Annotated in this window: 16 protein-coding genes and 1 pseudogene; 13 read left to right on the forward strand and 4 right to left on the reverse strand. The window is 47.0% G+C overall.

Annotated elements, in window-relative coordinates; all coding sequences use genetic code 11:
• Positions 1-78: 78 nt before the first annotated feature.
• Complete coding sequence (locus C400_RS0124740) at positions 79-528, reverse strand: AbrB/MazE/SpoVT family DNA-binding domain-containing protein (protein WP_013373515.1); 450 nt, start codon at positions 526-528, stop codon at positions 79-81.
• 430 nt (positions 529-958) lie between these two features.
• Here C400_RS0124740 and C400_RS0124745 point away from each other — a divergent pair, with 430 nt between their 5' ends.
• The 10 genes from C400_RS0124745 to C400_RS27225 all read left to right on the forward strand — a co-directional run bounded on the left by C400_RS0124745 (position 959) and on the right by C400_RS27225 (position 9,726).
• Entirely contained in the window at positions 959-1,597 is a 639-nt protein-coding gene (locus tag C400_RS0124745) for a ThuA domain-containing protein (RefSeq protein ID WP_017428602.1), read from the forward strand.
• Between the two features lie 105 nt (positions 1,598-1,702).
• A complete protein-coding gene (locus C400_RS0124750) occupies positions 1,703-2,062 on the forward strand; it encodes a phasin family protein (RefSeq protein WP_016822808.1) in 360 nt (119 codons plus the stop codon).
• Position 2,063: 1 nt separating this feature from the next.
• Positions 2,064-3,734, forward strand: coding sequence for an ABC1 kinase family protein (locus tag C400_RS0124755; RefSeq protein ID WP_026065516.1), 1,671 nt, complete (start codon positions 2,064-2,066; stop codon positions 3,732-3,734).
• Between the two features lie 23 nt (positions 3,735-3,757).
• Entirely contained in the window at positions 3,758-4,330 is a 573-nt protein-coding gene (locus C400_RS0124760; RefSeq protein ID WP_026065517.1) for a hypothetical protein, read from the forward strand.
• Between the two features lie 272 nt (positions 4,331-4,602).
• Positions 4,603-6,051, forward strand: a complete 1,449-nt coding sequence (locus tag C400_RS0124770) for a SulP family inorganic anion transporter (RefSeq protein ID WP_016822814.1) — start codon at positions 4,603-4,605, stop codon at positions 6,049-6,051.
• Between the two features lie 219 nt (positions 6,052-6,270).
• A complete protein-coding gene (locus tag C400_RS0124775; protein ID WP_016822815.1) occupies positions 6,271-6,936 on the forward strand; it encodes an amino acid ABC transporter permease in 666 nt (221 codons plus the stop codon).
• Complete coding sequence (locus tag C400_RS0124780) at positions 6,917-7,594, forward strand: amino acid ABC transporter permease (RefSeq protein WP_016822816.1); 678 nt, start codon at positions 6,917-6,919, stop codon at positions 7,592-7,594. The genes C400_RS0124775 and C400_RS0124780 overlap by 20 nt, the downstream gene beginning before the upstream one ends.
• 17 nt (positions 7,595-7,611) lie before the next feature.
• Complete coding sequence (locus C400_RS0124785) at positions 7,612-8,367, forward strand: amino acid ABC transporter ATP-binding protein (RefSeq protein WP_017428605.1); 756 nt, start codon at positions 7,612-7,614, stop codon at positions 8,365-8,367.
• A gap of 137 nt (positions 8,368-8,504) precedes the next feature.
• A complete protein-coding gene (locus C400_RS0124790) occupies positions 8,505-9,380 on the forward strand; it encodes a cysteine ABC transporter substrate-binding protein (RefSeq protein ID WP_017428606.1) in 876 nt (291 codons plus the stop codon).
• A 238-nt stretch (positions 9,381-9,618) separates the two neighbouring features.
• Complete coding sequence (locus C400_RS27225) at positions 9,619-9,726, forward strand: putative metal homeostasis protein (RefSeq protein ID WP_017428607.1); 108 nt, start codon at positions 9,619-9,621, stop codon at positions 9,724-9,726.
• A gap of 114 nt (positions 9,727-9,840) precedes the next feature.
• On the opposite strand, the gene C400_RS0124800 is transcribed toward C400_RS27225, so the two are convergent.
• Positions 9,841-11,073 carry a PHB depolymerase family esterase gene (locus tag C400_RS0124800; protein WP_017428608.1) on the reverse strand — a complete coding sequence of 411 codons (1,233 nt, stop codon included), beginning with the start codon at positions 11,071-11,073 and terminating at the stop codon, positions 9,841-9,843.
• A gap of 309 nt (positions 11,074-11,382) precedes the next feature.
• Between C400_RS0124800 and C400_RS0124805 the strand changes: the two are divergent.
• Together C400_RS0124805 and C400_RS0124810 are read left to right on the forward strand one after the other, a co-directional pair.
• Positions 11,383-12,920, forward strand: a pseudogene (locus tag C400_RS0124805) (phytoene desaturase family protein).
• Positions 12,892-13,506, forward strand: a complete 615-nt coding sequence (locus C400_RS0124810) for a TetR/AcrR family transcriptional regulator (RefSeq protein ID WP_016822822.1) — start codon at positions 12,892-12,894, stop codon at positions 13,504-13,506. The pseudogene C400_RS0124805 and the gene C400_RS0124810 overlap by 29 nt, the downstream one beginning before the upstream one ends.
• Positions 13,507-13,570: 64 nt before the next feature.
• Here the strand turns inward: C400_RS0124810 and C400_RS0124815 are convergent, their stop codons facing one another.
• Complete coding sequence (locus tag C400_RS0124815; RefSeq protein ID WP_017428609.1) at positions 13,571-14,986, reverse strand: SMI1/KNR4 family protein; 1,416 nt, start codon at positions 14,984-14,986, stop codon at positions 13,571-13,573.
• Between the two features lie 17 nt (positions 14,987-15,003).
• Positions 15,004-15,780 carry a hypothetical protein gene (locus C400_RS0124820; RefSeq protein WP_016822824.1) on the reverse strand — a complete coding sequence of 259 codons (777 nt, stop codon included), beginning with the start codon at positions 15,778-15,780 and terminating at the stop codon, positions 15,004-15,006.
• A gap of 158 nt (positions 15,781-15,938) precedes the next feature.
• On the opposite strand from C400_RS0124820, the gene C400_RS0124825 reads away from it, so the two are divergent.
• Positions 15,939-16,977: DUF6138 family protein (locus C400_RS0124825; RefSeq protein WP_017428610.1), on the forward strand; the 1,039-nt coding region annotated here is incomplete at its 3' end.

Consider the following 16,977-nt stretch of genomic DNA (forward strand, 5'->3'; position numbering starts at 1 on the left):
GGGTCCGGCTGTTCTAAATAAAATGAATTAAATCTTACATAACATGGAAGCGTATACATTGTTTTTTGGACGATTCGCCTACATAAGCTTTTTCAGTTGGGAAATCCTTCCCTGACTCACGCCAAGCATGGACGCGAGTTGTTTTTGTGAAGATGCCGGATGTTCTTCCATAAGCTCTCTCATTTTCTCCAAAATAACATCCGTGCGCTGATAAATCTTTTTCATATGCATGTTTTGCTTCAGTGGAGGTGACTGGGTTTCAGTCGCTGTGACTGGAAGTAAATCTTCCGTTTTCATCGAGGTGGCACATGCATCGCAGATAAACTGATCTTTAAAATAGGTGTTGGTATCAACCGAACCGCAAAATATACAATTGGTTGATTTGTACTTACGGAGCATGAGTGTTTGGCCTTCAATAAAAAACTCTAATGGATCGCCGATGTCAATCTCCATCGTCATGCGCAACTCTTTAGGAAGCACAATTCGTCCCAAGCTGTCCAAGGGCCGGGTCATTCCAGTCCTTTTCATTCATGCAACCTCCCCAGTGTTTTAAGATTTATAGAATGTATAAGCTTTGAGGCAATTCTTATCAATTCTATAACCGCAAGCATAGATTTCTTACGAAAAGCGGCCCCTCATTGCTAATAGAGCATGGACGCACTTTTTTTCTTACGAGTATACCATAAACGGGCGGAATCGCCAGCGTTCATGTTTATAAATTTATAATTAGTTTATTCCGAGCGAACATATATGCTATAATCTTCTGCTAAAGGATTTAATAGGCCGTCTGTAGAATTATTTATATATGCCGTAGCTTGGACAACGATGGCGGTGTTATGGGAAAAAGATGAGGGCCAAAGGAATTTTTTAGAGCTTTTTGACCCCACAAACAAGAGACCGTTGGCACGGGACCCGCCTTTAAAGTCCTTATATACAAGTCAGGCAAGGAGGATTTATGATGGAAAAAAGAAAAGCATTGCTGCTAGGAGATTATTCATATCCAGAGTTTCACCCGCTACAAGGGGTGGACGAAGAGATTAGCCATATTTTACAAGATTGGATGACGGTACAATGCAGTGAAAATCGTAAAATGCTGCTCAAGGAAAATCTAGCCTCATTCGATCTATGCATCTCGTATTGTGATAGCCGTAAGGAGGTTCTGTCTCCTCAACAAACAGCAGGACTGCTGTCCTACGTCAGCGGCGGAGGTGGACTGCTTGTGCTGCATAACGGAATCACATTGCAAGGACGTTATGAAATAGCACAGCTCATGGGAGCGCGCTTCCTGCGGCATCCGGCAGCGGAGCAGCTTTCCTTCAAGGTAACAGAGCCGGATCATCCAATTATGGAAGGGATCGAGCCGTTCGAGATTCAGGAGGAGCCGTATCGTTTTGATTTTGACCCATTCACCGAAAAAACACTGTTGATGGAATACGAGTATGAAGGTCAGTGGTGGCCGGCTGCATGGTCATTGTCCTATGGCTTGGGCCGGGTCGTCTACCTGATGCCTGGACATAATCAGCCAAGTTTCCAGCACGAGGGATACCGTAAGCTGCTGCTTCAGGCTGCTAAGTGGGCCGGACGCTTTCCGGGTTAAGTATAATCATTCATTCCAACCATTATGGGAGGGGAGCTGCGAGCTTTATGCGGCTCCCCTTTTCAGGTTATACTATAGGTAATCACAGGTAGGGGAGGATATATTATGAGCGATTTGTTCAAAAAAGCCATCTCATTGGGGTGGGGCCTCACCGTTGTCAGCAAAGAAAAGGTGGAGAAAGCCGTCGAGGATCTTGTAAATCGGGGAGAACTTGCGCCCTCGGAATCCAAAGCGCTGGTCGATCGTCTGATCGAACGAGGAGCAGAGGAGCAGGGACAATTCAAAACCATGATCCGCGAGCAGGTTAGCCGCATTTTGCAGGAACTGGAAGTACCTACCGAAAATGATGTCACAAGTTTGGAGCAGCGTGTGGCATTGTTGGAAAAAAAGGTAGCGGAGCTGGAAAAAGAAAAGGCGGCGCTTACGGGTTCGAGTGACGCTGAAGAAGCGAACCGGTTGGATTAAAATGGCCGTTCGCATGAAGCACGCCGGTCGTTACCGGGAAATTGCCATGGCGCTGGCGCGTCATGGCTTTGGTTATATGGTGGAAGAAATGGGACTGTTCCAGCTGCTATCCCTGCCCCGCAAGTGGCTGACGAGAGAAACCCCCGAGTCGAAAACGCTAGGTGAACGGATTCGGCTTGTGCTGGAGGACCTGGGGCCTGCATTCATCAAGCTTGGACAGTTGGCAAGTACACGTGCTGACCTGCTGCCAGAGCCTATTATTCGCGAACTGGTCAAGCTCCAGGATCAGGTACCGCCTTTTTCGCCTGAAACAGCGCGGGGCATTCTGGAACAGGAGCTGGATACGTCATTAGAGAACATACTGGTTCGTTTTGACGATGATCCGCTGGCGGCTGCTTCGATCGGGCAAGTGCATCTGGGCAAGCTGCACAGCGGCGAGATGGTCGCGATTAAAATCCAGCGTCCAGGCGTTAATCGCATCATTCGGCGGGATTTGGACATTTTACGGGAACTGACCGCAATGGCAGCCAAGCGCTGGGAATGGGTGGAGCGTTATCAGCTTCGCCAGATGGTGGAAGAGCTGGGGAGATCGCTCATTCAGGAGCTGGATTACAACCATGAAGCCCGTAACACAGAGAAGATTGCGCTCCAATTTGAGCAGGACCCACATATCTATATTCCGAAAATATACTGGGATCATACCTCCTCACGTATACTGACCATGGAGTTTCTGGACGGGACTCACTTGGGGAGTCGTGAAGAGTTATTACACCGTGGTTACAACTTGAAAGAACTGGCGCAGCGGCTGGTCAACAGCATGCTGCATCAAATTTTTATAGAGGGCTTTTTTCATGCCGATCCCCATCCGGGCAATTTGCTCGTCCTGAGAAATGGAGGTCTCGCCTACTTGGATTTTGGCATGGCGGGTAGGCTGAGCGAAGAGATGAAGAATCATCTCGCTTCCCTCATGATCGCCCTGATGCGCAAAAATACCGATGCTATGGTTCGGGCCATCGAACGACTGGGGCTGGTCGACCCGGATGCTGACCTGAATGCGCTGCGAGCTGATCTGGACAAAATACGCGAAGATTACTCGGATGTTCCTTTCTCACAGGTCAGTATTGGCGATGCCTTGAACGACCTGTTTGGCGCAGCACAGCGCCATCGGATTGGTTTGCCATCAGACGTCCTGCTGCTGGGCAAGGCGCTGCTGACACTGGAAGGGGTTGTAGAGCATCTGGACCCTGATCTCAGCATTATTGCTTTGGCCGAGCCTTTTGGCAATAAGCTGCTGAAGGAACGCTTCAGCGGTCGCCGTATTCGGGGCAAGCTGTTGGGGAGTGCAACCGAGCTGATGGAGACGCTGATGGAACTGCCGAGACAGACGAGGCATCTGGCCTCAATTATCAGCAAGGGTAAGCTTAAACTGGAAGTTACTGTACCAGAGCTGGAACAGCTTTTGCGCAAGCTGGATCAGATCAGCAATCGCCTGTCATTCAGTATTGTGCTGTTAGCATTCAGCATTATTATGGTCGGGCTGATTATCGGTTCATCGCTAAATCACCAGGCGACCATGCTGTGGAACGTACCTGCGATTGAAATTGGTTTTGTTGTAGCGCTCTTGATGGTTGCCTTTTTACTATATTCAATTTTTAAATCAGGAAGATTCTAGATATCGACAACAAAGGAGGCGTCATGGACACTCATAAGATGAACACTGTCTCAATGAATACTCTTCAAATTACAGATGTACCGTGGCACCGCCTGACTACTCCTTATGGTAGGGGCACGGAATTGCCGCAATTGATATCCAATAGGGAGTATGCAGCCATCGCTGATCTGATAGAGCATCAAGGTACATTGTGGCAGGTTACCCCATGGGCGCTACTATTCTTATTGCGGAATATGCATGCGAGAAGCCCGCAGGATATCACGCTGAGTGAGTTGGATTTGTACCATACGGTTGTTCAAGCATTGGACATGGAAAATCTACAAGCGGACTCACAGAAGTCTGTAGAATCCTTGACTATGCTGCTAGAAGAGAAATATTTGTGGCCGGTAGACAGCGCTCCAGAAGATGATGAAGTGGAGTGGGAAGAGGAAGAAGCACGTGGCTATGATCCGGTAGCTTTTTGGAGCTATTATGTCTATAGCTGTCGGTTACTAAAGCAAGCGCTGCCTGATTTTGAGAGTTTGCTCCAGCGCTATGCGGACTCAGAGATTGCTGAATCCCTATCAGAGCTTGTGCAGCAATTACGAAAATTTTAAATATAAGAAAACGAATTAGATAAAGAAAACGGGCGCTATTTCAAGTAAATAGACGTTTTCATTCTGTAAACAGCCTTTTAACTCATTCGTCTCTGCGAATCCCTTGCGTTATAATGATGGACTGGATGTAACGGAAGGGGTTCGTTTGAGAGAGACGAGCTGAATGATAGGAGAGCCTTAGTGTTTGACCGCTGGACGGATGCCCAAAGCAAGATCGGGTTGCGGGTCAAAATGCTGTTCTCTGTGAATATAGGAGGCTGGAACGAAACAGTATGAATCTTAGACAACAATGGTTCGGTAATATCCGGGCTGATATACTTGCGGGCATGACCGTGGCGCTGGCATTGATACCAGAGGCGATTGCCTTCTCCATCATTGCAGGTGTCAACCCTATGGTCGGACTGTATGCCTCCATCTCGATGGCGATTGTCATTTCTTTTGCAGGTGGACGTCCGGCGATGATCTCGGCAGCAACCGGGGCTGTAGCTGTAGTGGTTGTTGGTTTGGTCAAAGATTATGGCGTGGAGTATTTGTTTGCAGCTACTATTTTGGCTGGGATCATTCAGGTACTGCTGGGTGTTTTGAGAATTGGTCGCTTTATTAGCTTTATTTCACAGCCGGTCATGACCGGGTTTGTGAATGCGCTGGCGATCCTCGTCTTTATGGCACAGCTAACCCACTTTCATGGAGCCAATTGGATCATGTACGCGATGGTAGCGGGGACATTGCTCATTGTGTATATTTTACCGAGATTTGTGAAAAGCATTCCCGCCCCGTTGACAGCAATCATCATCATGACGATCATTACGTATGTTTTTGGATTGAATGTCAAAACGGTAGGGGATATCGGTACGCTGACCAGCTCGCTGCCTTCATTCCATTTGCCGCAAATTGAGTGGTCGTGGCACACGTTGCGGATATTGCTGCCATATTCCTTTACGATGGCGCTGGTTGGACTGCTGGAATCACTGCTGACAGCCAGTATTTTGGATGAAATGACCGAAACGAAAAGCAATAAAAACCGGGAAGCCCGTGGGCAAGGGATTGCCAACTTTGTAAATGGCTTTTTTGGGGGTATGGGTGGCTGTGCCATGATCGGACAATCCGTCATTAATGTAAGCTCAGGCGGAAGAGGACGACTGTCCACTTTCACGGCGGGGGTGTTCTTGGCTTTTCTGCTGCTTGTGCTTGGCGGTGTTGTAAAGGAAGTACCTATGGGCGCATTGGTGGGAGTCATGTTCATGGTGTGTATCGGAACCGTGGATTGGAAGTCGCTCCGAAACATCGCCAAGGTTCCCAAAGCAGATACGTTTATTATGGTGGTCACGGTCATCATCGTGGTGGCCACGAACGATTTGTCCAAGGGCGTGATCGTAGGCGTACTGTTGAGTGCCCTGCATTTTGGCTGGAAAATGGCTAAAATCCGTATCAGTGCGACTGAGGATCAGGAAGCAAAGGTGTACCATGTCAGAGGGCCGATGTTTTTCGCCTCAACGACTCATTTTGTCGATCATTTTGAACCTTCGGATGATCCGGAGCGCGTTGTAGTGGACTTTAGCCATTCACATGTGTGGGATCACTCGGCGGTTACTGCCATTGGCAAGGTGCTGCAAAAATACAGAAACGCAGGTAAATCTATTACCTTACAAGGGTTAAATGAGGAAAGTCGTTTAATTGTAGAAAAGCTCGGTGGTCCTGTAGTTACAGAGCCGATCGTGTGATGAATCGTATAGCATAAAGCAAAGCCTAAAATGGAATTCATCCATTTTGGGCTTTTTTTATTTATTTCTGAAATGAAATAACAGTTTTCTTTCTTAATCATAGATAAATATGACAAATTTTCAGCAAAGTATTGACGTAATAAATGGGCAGGAATACAATCATTGTTATTAAGCATAGCAAATACATAGGAATAATTGAAAATTGAAAGGTATGTACATATGAACTTAGACTGGGAGTTTATTGTAGAAAGCTTGCCGCTATATGGAGAAGCCATGTGGCTGACGTTGAAGATTGCCTTTTTTGCTATTCTGTTTTCATTAGTCGTCGGTTTGCTGTGTAGCATAGTGCTGTATTACAGGGTGAGAGGAATTAGTGGAATTATTGTAGCCTATATCGAGCTTTCCCGAAATACGCCGCTGCTTGTACAGTTATATTTTCTGTACTACGGGTTTACCAAAATAGGTCTGCATATGAGCGAAATGACATGTGCCATTGTGGGCATGACCTTTTTGGGCGGGGGCTATATGGCTGAGGCGTTCCGTGGTGGAATCGAAGCCGTGAGTAAAACCCAAACGGAATCCGGGCTGAGTCTCGGACTGTCCAAGATACAACTGGCGAGATATGTTATTTTGCCGCAGGCATTTGCCATCAGTATTCCGTCTTTGGGAGCCAATGCAATTTTTCTTCTCAAGGAGACTTCCATTGTGGGTGCCATTGCTTTACTAGATCTGATGAATGTGGCAAAGGACCTGATCGGTATGTACTACAAAACGACAGAATCGTTGATTCTGCTGGTATTGGCATATCTCGTTCTGCTTTTACCTTTGTCGATGCTGCTGACGTGGGTGGAAAGGAAGGTGCGATATGCTGAGTTCGGGGATTAATGTGCTTTTTGAGGGTTCGAATTTTGAGCGTCTGTTAGGGGGATTGCTCGTTACGCTGGAAATTGCATTACTCTCCATTATTATCGGTACGCTGCTAGGCATTTTGATGGGTCTGCTCCGCACTTTACAATCAAGACCGATTCGATTTGTGCTGAGATTTTATTTGGAGACATTTCGCATTATTCCGATTTTAGTGTGGTTGTATGTCGTGTATTTTGGATTTACGCCTTTGCTGAATGTGAATATCAGCGGGGAACTAACGGCCGTTATCGTATTCAGTCTGTGGGGAGCAGCCGAGATTGGTGACATCGTACGTGGTGCGCTGGAATCACTGCCTAAGCATCAGGTGGAATCCGGGCAGGCATTAGGGCTAACCTATTGGCAATTATACCGTCATGTGCTCATTCCCCAAGCGGTGCGCCGAATGCTTCCGGGTTCTATTAATCTGGCGACACGGATGATCAAAACCACGTCACTCGTGGTACTGATCGGTGTAGTGGAAGTGGTCAAGGTTGGGCAGCAGATTATTGAGCTTGGTGTAATCAAAGCGCCTTCGGCATCCTTTTGGGTGTATGGCTTTATTTTTATATTGTATTTTCTTGTATGCTATCCGTTATCCAGACTTTCCAAAAGATTTGAACGCAGATGGCAAAATTAGCAGGATGGGGTGGTGTCATGGAAGAGGCTGTGGAGGTTTTATTGGAAATTCGAGGGCTGGACAAAAGCTTCGGCGACCGAAAAGTGCTGCAGCAGATTAGTCTGGACGTAAGGAAAGGGGAAGTCGTGGTCATTCTCGGTCCTTCGGGATGTGGAAAAAGCACGCTTCTTCGGTGCCTCAATGGTCTGGAGCCAGTTCAGGGCGGAGATATCCGTTATAGAGGACAGGATCTGACGGATAGAAAAGTGAATTGGCGTGAGGTGCGGCAGCATATCGGAATGGTGTTCCAAAACTATGAGCTGTTTCCGCATATGACCGTCTTGGAAAATATATTGCTCGGCCCGCTTAAAGTTCAGCGGCGAAACAAGCAGGAGGCGCTTAAACAAGCGGAGCAGCTATTGGAGCGAGTCGGTTTGCTGGACCGCAAGGATGCATATCCGCGACAATTATCAGGCGGGCAAAAGCAACGGATTGCGATTGTGCGCGCCCTGTGTATGAATCCTGAAATTATGCTTTTTGATGAGGTCACCGCATCCTTGGACCCGGAAATGGTCAGAGAGGTGCTGGATGTCATGCGAGAGCTGGCCCAACAGGGGATGACGATGATTATCGTGACGCATGAGATGGGGTTTGCCAAGTCGGTAGGAGATCGTATCGTTTTTATGGATCAAGGACAGATATGTGAAATGACTACACCACAGCAATTTTTTACCCAACCGGAAACAGAGCGTGCCCAGCACTTTCTGGATATATTTCAGTACGAAACGATATGAGCATTTTGCATCAATCCCATGAGCGACTTCCAATCACAATATAGAGATCGAAATGTTTCTATTGGTCTCTATATTGCACCCAGAAGCGAAAGAAACCGAATGATGCAAAATGTTGACAAATAAGGGGATGAATACAGATGAGAAAAGGAATGAAGTTCACAACGTTATTACTGGCTTTGAGCTTGCTGATTGTCGGCTTGGCAGGATGTGCAGGGGCTGGCAATACCAACGGTAGTTCAGGCTCGGCTAAATTTGCTTCAATTGAGGACATTAAAAAGAATGGCAAGATTCGAATCGGTGTATTTGCGGATAAGCCGCCTTTTGGCTACGTAGATTCAGAAGGGAAAAATCAAGGCTTTGATGTGTATATTGCGAAACGATTTGCCAAAGACCTCTTGGGCGACGAGTCGAAGGTGGAGTTCGTTCTGGTGGATGCCGCCAGCCGGGTTGCCTATTTGGAATCCAACAAGGTAGATATCATCATGGCTAACTTTACTGTGACCGATGAACGTAAAGAAAAAGTCGATTTTGCTAACCCGTACATGAAATTATCCTTTGGCATTGTGTCACCCGACAGTGCTCCCATCACCACGATTGACCAATTGAAGGGCTCGGATCAAAAGCTGATTGTTGCCAAGGGAACGACAGCAGAGACCTATTTCACGAAAAATTATCCTGACATCAAGCTGCTCAAATTCGATCAATACACCGAAATCTTCTCGGCTCTCAAAGACAAACGCGGTGCCGCCATTGCGAACGATAATACAGAGCTGATCGCTTGGGCTAAGGCCAATCCCGGCTTTACCGTAAGCATTCCAGCCTTCGGTGGTCAAGATACGATTGCCCCTGCAGTAGCGAAGGGAAATAAGGAACTGTTGGATTGGATCAACAACGAACTGGCTACGTTGGGTAAAGAAAATTTTGTCCATCAAGCCTATAAGGACACACTGACCTCCGTTTACGGAGAAGGCTTTACGGATCAATTGGTTGTGGAGGGCGGCAAGGTTAATTAATCATCGTATAAATTGCTATTAAGTATAAAAAAGCGTTGGGCTTGCTGTCCCGACGCTTCTTTCATATGGGCAAAGGGAGATTCGCAAGTTTTTAATCGAGATAATACTTCCCCAAAATCTCTTGCATGCTCGTAAATTTCATTATATAATTTTAAATGATTATGATTCTCATTATCATTTAAGCCTTTAGGCGCAGACTCCCAATATGAGCCTAAGTGAATAGGATGGTGCTTTACACATGGCTAAAACGGATGTGGCTACTGCCAGAAGACAGCTCAGCAGTCCGAACAAGGTAACGCGCAGACGGGCTTTAAGAACGACCAAAGCTGCGAAGCGCGCGAAGTAACAAGCTTCAAGTTAACTGCAAATGGCAATACCAGTGTCAAATTTTTTAGTCTCCTCATTTTGATATTGCACCTGCCTTCCTGATGGTGGTATACAGGAAGGCAGGTGCCTTTTTTTATTTCTTTTGTGCAAACAGCCATTCAATCATATCCTGATTTTGTAAAGCCGGAACCCAGGAGAAGTGTCCTGTAGGTTTGATAATCCCTGCTTCGTATTCAGTGAAGTGAATGAGGTTTCCGTTCTGTGCTTTGATAGCAGCAACCATTTCTTCTGAGTTCTTAGGACTTACTGTGGTATCGTCCGCTGCATGGAAGGCCCAAATAGGAACGTTCTTCAATACTTCAACGTGTGTAGGGTCAACAGGGGCATACATGTTAACAGCTTTTTCATAGTTGGTCAGACCAGCAATTGGTACGCCAGCAGCGAACAGATCAAGATTTTTTTCTAACAATCTCCATGTCCCCATGGCACCTTGAGAAATACCTACGATATAGATGCGGTTGGTGTCGATCGGATATTTCAAGGCCGTTTCACGTACCAAATCGGCAACAGCACTGTTGCGCGGTTCATCTGCCCAAATAAATTTATGCTCTAGGTCAATCGGGCTTTGAGGAGCGATGACGAAGGATGGGTGCTTGGCTTGCTGCTCAGGAGAAGCCCAAGTAACGGCCCCGGCATTCGCTAACAGGTTAACCCCGTTTCCGTCACCACGTTCGCCGTTTCCGTGCAGGAATACTACCAGCGGATAGGTTTTGCCAGGTTCTACTTTAGGCTCAAACGTAAAGTAGTTCAGTTTGAAGCCGTCTTTATTTTCAAAAGTGTTTTTTTGAAAATCGTCTACGATGGGTGTCACTTTATCGGTTGCTTTTACAGTCTGTGCAGTCGCTGGAACGACTGTTTTCTTCGAAGTTGCAATATCTTTCTTTTGGCTAATGTAATAGTTCAGCGGATTAATACGATTGACTGCGCTTGTCGAATCGTAAGTAAGGGTGCTTGCATTTTTATCCTGTGTATCCAGCTCGATCACGACATATTTGCCATAAGTGCTGCGGTTGGTGATGGCACCAGTATCATTGGTGTATACACCAGTCACAGTTCTGTCTGCGTATACATCATTAAGCACAGATTGAACCTGAAAACTGGAAGTCGACAGGGATGATCCGTCAATATTGGTGCTGTATTTCAGTACAACGGCAGAAACAACCTCACCCAGAGGCTGTACCTCAGTAAGCAGGGTTGCCTGTGGTGCTGGAACATCGGCTGCTGCGGCAGAGCTGGAGGATGGATAAAAGATCGTAAGCAGGAGCACGAAAGATAGTAGAACAAGGGCGAAACGTCTTTTTTGCATAAGATAATCTCCTTTGCTGTTTTTTTAAAGCGCTTACTATATGCTCAGGATGCTTGACTGTATGCTGTGGAACTCATACAAATCAAAAAAAGGCAAACTCCGGGTACACAAGTGTACTCGGGTTTTGCCTTTTCAGTAACAATCCCAATTGAAGGATAGCATCCTCATTGGAATCTGACAAGTGAAAGCGCTACAATTTTGGATGTTTTTATAAAAAATTTTCCTTCTCAACCGGGATGAGATGGTATATAATCTCCTTAACTTAACACTGTTAACTTATATAACGACGTTAACGAGGGAGATGAAATCATGAACCAATATGATGTTATTGTCATTGGTGCTGGGCTGGGTGGTTTGTCTTGTGCAGCCAGACTTTCTGCGTTGGGTTACCGGACAGCTGTGTTTGAAAGTCATACTTTGGCTGGCGGCTTTGCTACTAAATTCACACGAAAGGGATATACCTTTGATGTCTCCTTGCACGGCGTCGGCGGACTCGAAGAAGGCAGCTTCGGTCGGATGTTAAAGGACTGCCATGTGGACCAGCAAATCGTTCCTCTCCGTAAAAAGCACCCTTACTCCATTCGCTGGGAAGGCAGATCATTGATATCCCATCTGATGTGCAGGAGTATGTGCAACTCCTCAAAGGCATGTTTCCTGCTGAGGTAGCAGCCATTGACAAGCTATTCGCGGGCATTCGCCGTTTTGAGACAGGCTTTACCGCTTTTTCTTCCCTTACTTCCTGGCGTAAGCTGGCGGGTCTGTTCAAAGCAGGCACCTTCTTCCGCTGGACGAAAATGACCACCTGGGAGGCTGTAAGTCAGTTTGGCTTGTCTGACCGATTCACGGAGTTCTTCACTGCACTCTGGCCCTATTATGGGCTGCCCCCGAAGCGGTTGGCGGCTTTGTACTTTTTTATTCCCTGGATCGGCTATCATCTCGAGGGGACGTACTACATTCAGGGAGGTGCACAGGCCTTGTCCAATGCGCTGGTCGAAGCTATTCAATCAGTTGGAGGAGAAGTTCACCTGCGCAGTCAGGTGTCTGAAATTATACTTGAACGCGGTAAAGCAGCTGGTGTACGTCTGAAAAAAGGGGATGTATATAAAGCCAACTGGGTTGTGTCTGGGATCAGTCCCCATCATACCTATGGCCGTCTGCTGGAGAGTCACAATGCCGCCCGTCGCGAGCTGGAGGCTGTAACCAGACTGGAAACTGGTACGTCTCTCACTCAGCTGTACCTAGGGCTATCATGCGAGCCTCATGAGCTTGGGATCAGCGAAGAAGACTTAATCCTGTGTAACGAGCCGGATTCGGAGACGGATTATGAAGTCATGATGAGCGGCCAGTATATGAAAGGCAACTGGATGCTCACAAATTATAACGCCATGGATCCTACACTCAATGAAGCGGGAAAGGGTGTTATCGCTGTTACATTTTTGGACAGATTGGAGAACTGGCCTAGTGCACGTCCCGAATATAAAGCCAAAAAGAAAGCAGTAACACAGCAGATACTGGAATGTCTTGAACAGCTATATCCTGGTTTTAGCAGCAAGGTCGTGGTGGCAGAGTTGGGCACACCACGCACCATGCAGCGGTATACTGCTAATCCCGGCGGAGCCGTTTATGGCTATGCACAAACGGTCCGGCAGTCCGGCATAAACAGACTGAAGCGCAAATCAGCAGTGGACCGTCTGTCATTAGTAGGGGCCTGGACACAGCCTGGTGGCGGGTTTCAAGGAGCTATGAACTCGGGTATAATGGAAGCTGATCGTATCGCCGCCAAACTGGGGAAGGCAGAAAGGGCAAGTATATCTACTCATGAAACATATCAAACGCCGAGAACGTGAAAGCAGTGAGATCCGCCGCAAAATCATTGAGGCCGCCCGCTCCCTCTTTTTGAACCAAGGGTATGCTGAAGTCTCCATGCGTAAAATTGCGGATCAGATCGAATATTCACCAACGACTATTTATCATTATTTCTCCAATAAGGAAGCGGTTGTTCGTGAACTGCTGTTAGAAGGGAATGCTTTGTTCCTGAAGGCTCTTCAGCAGCGCGTGGATGAAGCACAGGCAGCCGGACTGAACGCTCTGGACACACTGAAAACAGTGTCCGATGCTTATGTCCGTTTTGGCATGGCTAATCCCGAATACTACAACATCCTGTTTATCAGCAACCTTGAATCTGTAAGCTCGGTTACCCTTATAGACAGTGGGAGTTTTAAGGGGTTTGAGTTGCTTGAGGGCGGACTCAAAGCCGCTATGGAGGAAGGCTGCATCATTCAAGGAGATGAGCGCCTGATGGCTAGATCCGTATGGAGTATGCTGCACGGATTGACTTCTTTGCTCCTGAATTTTGAACTTCCTATGGCAAAATCAAATGATGAATTGATTTCATTTACTATAGATACTTTCATTCGGGGAATAAGCCGCTGATGCAGCGGCTCATTTTTTATCCTCACACCCCATACATGCAAGTCTGCATACGTCGATTCCAGTGTTAACGAAGTTCCAGATGTGAAAGCTGCTGAAGCACGGCTTCAATGCGACGTTTATCTTTTTTGAGCACCACGAGCTGTAAAGAAGCATGAAGCAGATTTGAGATGCTAGCCCAAGCGTCTGCTTCTAGAGTGGGCAGAAGATCGCGCTGAATCATGATATCCAGCGCCTCGGTTGCAATTTTCTGATGAAGCTCGCTACCGGATAGCCATTCAATCACCTGCTCATCTGTAGGACGTGAGTAGGCGAAAAGTACTGCCCAGCCATCAACCGGATGATTGACCTTATCTCGCATCCAGTCAATGACCTGGGGGGAATGAAAATGCTGTAACTGACCGCTAACGGTGTATCCCTCTAATTTGTCATCCTTCGCCCTATGCTGTATCAGATCATTGTAAACTTTTGTAAGCCCTTCCTGCTCGGGCAGGCAGCGGGCGGATAGATAGGCACGTGTCGAGATAAATGCGGCCCTAGCATGTGTGTTATTTGAAGCGGGAGGTCTCCATGCTTGCGCGGTATCCGTGTCCGGCTCCCATAAGGAGCGAACCCAATCAGCAGCCCCAATACCTGCGGTCTCCCCAACGAAAAATGCCCATGTAGCGAATTGGGCTGGGTTACACTGAATGCGCTGCTCCCAGGCAAGAAAAATATCCTTTGGATCATAGGCCTGGAAAGCCTGCAGTACAGCAGGATGATCTACGCCGTGCATGGTGGTGTAATGGATCAGTGTCTCCAACGACCGGGCATCCTCCAGCTTCATCGTGCAGAACATATCCAACCAGCGTTGCCACAGCTGCAGCGACGGGCTATTTAGCTGAATACCATGCTCGTCTAACACGTTAGACCAGTCCCACAGCCATAGTCCGTGCAAGGTAAGCATGGTTTCTATATAGGTAGGTAGACTTTCTGCAAGCAGCGTGAACTGGTCCAACTCATGCTCATAACAGAACACTGCTGGCTCTGTTGCGGATGTCGCTCTATCAAGCAGGATCGGATCACCAGCACCGTTATAGTTCAAAATAAGATATCGTTGTTCGTCCGCTGCTGAGTCGTTATCTTCTTCATAGGGTGTAAAATAGCTAATATCCTCATAATTCCAGCCAAATTCTCCTGTAATATCTTCAAGGTTAGTCGGTTCTTGTTCAAGGTCATGGCTGCCTTCATATGAATACTCTGATTCATCGACTACAATACAGTGTTGAGGGAGGCACCATAGCAGATGTAAGCTGCCACACCGCTTTAATAATTCAGACAGGGAGGCAGGCAAAGTGATCTGGAGCCGTTCCTCCAGCTCAGTCAGTTCCTCTTCGGAAATCCCCTTCGTGCATTGGTATGCCACGTCAGGCATTCCACCTTGTCTCAGACGATCAGCGATTTCTCCCAGCTTTTCTAAGGTATATGCAAAATGTACTGTCATTCGTATTCGTCCTCCTCTTACTCTACAACTCGGCAATGCTCTTTTTGCAAGAATGATAGAATTTCATCATGAAGTGCTATCGCCTTGGGTTCATAAATGATCGCCACTTCGCGTCCATATGCATAGTTGAAGCGCACATATCCGCCAAGAAGCTGGAAAAAAGCCATGCAGGTATGCTCGTTTTCGATCCATAGGTTTGTGTCAAAATGCTGTTTAAACCGCTGAGCCAATACTTGTATAGATGCCGGAGCTATTTCCGGAATTCGATCATTCGGATTGGCTGGATCGTAAGCTTTTGCCGTATCCGGGGGATTAAATAGTAGGAATGTCGCGGTTCTGTCCAGACTGACAGGTTCGAAATAACGGGGGAATGGCTCTGTTTTTCCGAATTCATCCCGTAGTATATGCTCCAGCGTATCTGTAAATGGGGTTTGAACATCTAATGGCTTCATAGTAATGACTTCCGAATGTCGCGGTAGCCAAAGCAAGCCTTCGACCTGAGGATGCACCGCTAGAAAATCACCATCTATGGAGCTGCCTATGACCACGCACTCGCCCAGCTGTTGCGCGGTGATCGGACAGTTATCATCATGCGTCCACAGTTCGTAATCTGCATAGGATTGCAAAAGTTGAGGATCAGGCGGTTCAATCACCAGCAGGCCGCAATAGGTGCCTGGCCCGTATTGGGTGAGAAATGAAGCATAGGGAGTTGGTAAAGTTATGCCATGGGTATGTTCGAAATTTGTCATTTCATCGGCAGCCACTGGCGTGTGTCGTGTGGAAACCCAATACATGAAGAATACACCTGCTTTCCGGCACTCTATCTATAGGGATGGAGCCCAAATGTAAATGAGAGATATGCTATAATCAGGAAATAAAATAGTTAAATATTAGTCTATCTCAATTATGTAAGAACTACAATTTGTGAGGGTACGAAAGGGGAACACATCGTATGACATCGGGGGTACAGGCCTACATAGATCCAATTTTTGAAGAGATTGACCAGAGATACGCTTCTGAGCAAAAGCGCATCGCGGAATTCAAGAACAAAAGCGTCCTTCACGAAGGGATTCATGAATACTTAAAAGTTACCTGTAAGAGAGATGGGGTATGGGTGGATACCTACGAACCGTTTGATTGGGATCATCGTAGACCAGACACAAAAATTCCTGGTTTTACGGAGGAAGTGACGCTCCAGCAGGTGCAGGATGAATGGATGCCAGTGTTCAAAGAACGGATAGCGGCTCTGTATAATTCGGAAGAATTTGGTCCTATGTTTTTTCGTTATCGGCTGGAATTTCATCTGGAGGTGGTCTTGGAGAATAAGGCCAGTCATTTTACATTCTCGCTGCTGAACGAAGATAAGCGGCAGTACCTGTTAGCCTCTATTGAACAGTTTGTGGAGCAGAAGCTCAATCCTGCCAGTAGAGCTATGCCAAAGGAAGAGGACGATTTTTTCTTAGTAAGGCACTTGCTTGATCCTCATTTGTACCCTGTAGACGCCCAGCGGGTGAATGAACTGCTGAATCGAATGGATGCAAAAGTGCAGGTCAGCCGCAAGCGAGAAGAAGCATGGAGGCATCAGCTGAGCAGAGGCTTAATGCATTGGGCTGAAGATGAATTTTTGGCTAAGTATACAGATCAGGAAAAAAGGTACGGGCTTGATTATACGGTGAGACCCGATATTCTTCCTTCAGATATTCCCGCCCCGGTTATGGAGATGTTCCTGCTGACCGCGATGCGAGTGGGTCTGACCGATGCCGATGCACGGCAGAAGTATTTGGAGATTGCTGCACAATTGGGTTCAGAGCAGGCTGTTCAGTGGCTTAAGAGCGGATCAGGCAGCATTCCAGCGTCATATACAAGCGAGCGTGTCACCTGCCAAGCGAATGATATTTTGCAAACACTAGAGGTTCAGATTCGTTCTGAGGAAGAAGAGAGCTACAGAGAAGCACTCATATATCTATGTGATATAATTACGGAAAGGCTTA

Source organism: Paenibacillus sp. ICGEB2008 (genome assembly GCF_000307675.1).
Classification (GTDB): domain Bacteria; phylum Bacillota; class Bacilli; order Paenibacillales; family Paenibacillaceae; genus Paenibacillus; species Paenibacillus polymyxa.

Excerpts from the sequence above, each read along its gene's own strand:
- C400_RS0124740 (WP_013373515.1), bottom strand. The coding sequence starts at position 528 with ATGAAAAGGACTGGAATGACCCGGCCCTTGGACAGCTTGGGACGAATT.
- C400_RS0124745 (WP_017428602.1), top strand. The coding sequence starts at position 959 with ATGGAAAAAAGAAAAGCATTGCTGCTAGGAGATTATTCATATCCAGAG.
- C400_RS0124750 (WP_016822808.1), top strand. The coding sequence starts at position 1,703 with ATGAGCGATTTGTTCAAAAAAGCCATCTCATTGGGGTGGGGCCTCACC.
- C400_RS0124755 (WP_026065516.1), top strand. The coding sequence starts at position 2,064 with ATGGCCGTTCGCATGAAGCACGCCGGTCGTTACCGGGAAATTGCCATG.
- C400_RS0124760 (WP_026065517.1), top strand. The coding sequence starts at position 3,758 with ATGGACACTCATAAGATGAACACTGTCTCAATGAATACTCTTCAAATT.
- C400_RS0124770 (WP_016822814.1), top strand. The coding sequence starts at position 4,603 with ATGAATCTTAGACAACAATGGTTCGGTAATATCCGGGCTGATATACTT.
- C400_RS0124775 (WP_016822815.1), top strand. The coding sequence starts at position 6,271 with ATGAACTTAGACTGGGAGTTTATTGTAGAAAGCTTGCCGCTATATGGA.
- C400_RS0124780 (WP_016822816.1), top strand. The coding sequence starts at position 6,917 with ATGCTGAGTTCGGGGATTAATGTGCTTTTTGAGGGTTCGAATTTTGAG.
- C400_RS0124785 (WP_017428605.1), top strand. The coding sequence starts at position 7,612 with ATGGAAGAGGCTGTGGAGGTTTTATTGGAAATTCGAGGGCTGGACAAA.
- C400_RS0124790 (WP_017428606.1), top strand. The coding sequence starts at position 8,505 with ATGAGAAAAGGAATGAAGTTCACAACGTTATTACTGGCTTTGAGCTTG.
- C400_RS27225 (WP_017428607.1), top strand. The coding sequence starts at position 9,619 with ATGGCTAAAACGGATGTGGCTACTGCCAGAAGACAGCTCAGCAGTCCG.
- C400_RS0124800 (WP_017428608.1), bottom strand. The coding sequence starts at position 11,073 with ATGCAAAAAAGACGTTTCGCCCTTGTTCTACTATCTTTCGTGCTCCTG.
- C400_RS0124810 (WP_016822822.1), top strand. The coding sequence starts at position 12,892 with ATGAAACATATCAAACGCCGAGAACGTGAAAGCAGTGAGATCCGCCGC.
- C400_RS0124815 (WP_017428609.1), bottom strand. The coding sequence starts at position 14,986 with ATGACAGTACATTTTGCATATACCTTAGAAAAGCTGGGAGAAATCGCT.
- C400_RS0124820 (WP_016822824.1), bottom strand. The coding sequence starts at position 15,780 with ATGTATTGGGTTTCCACACGACACACGCCAGTGGCTGCCGATGAAATG.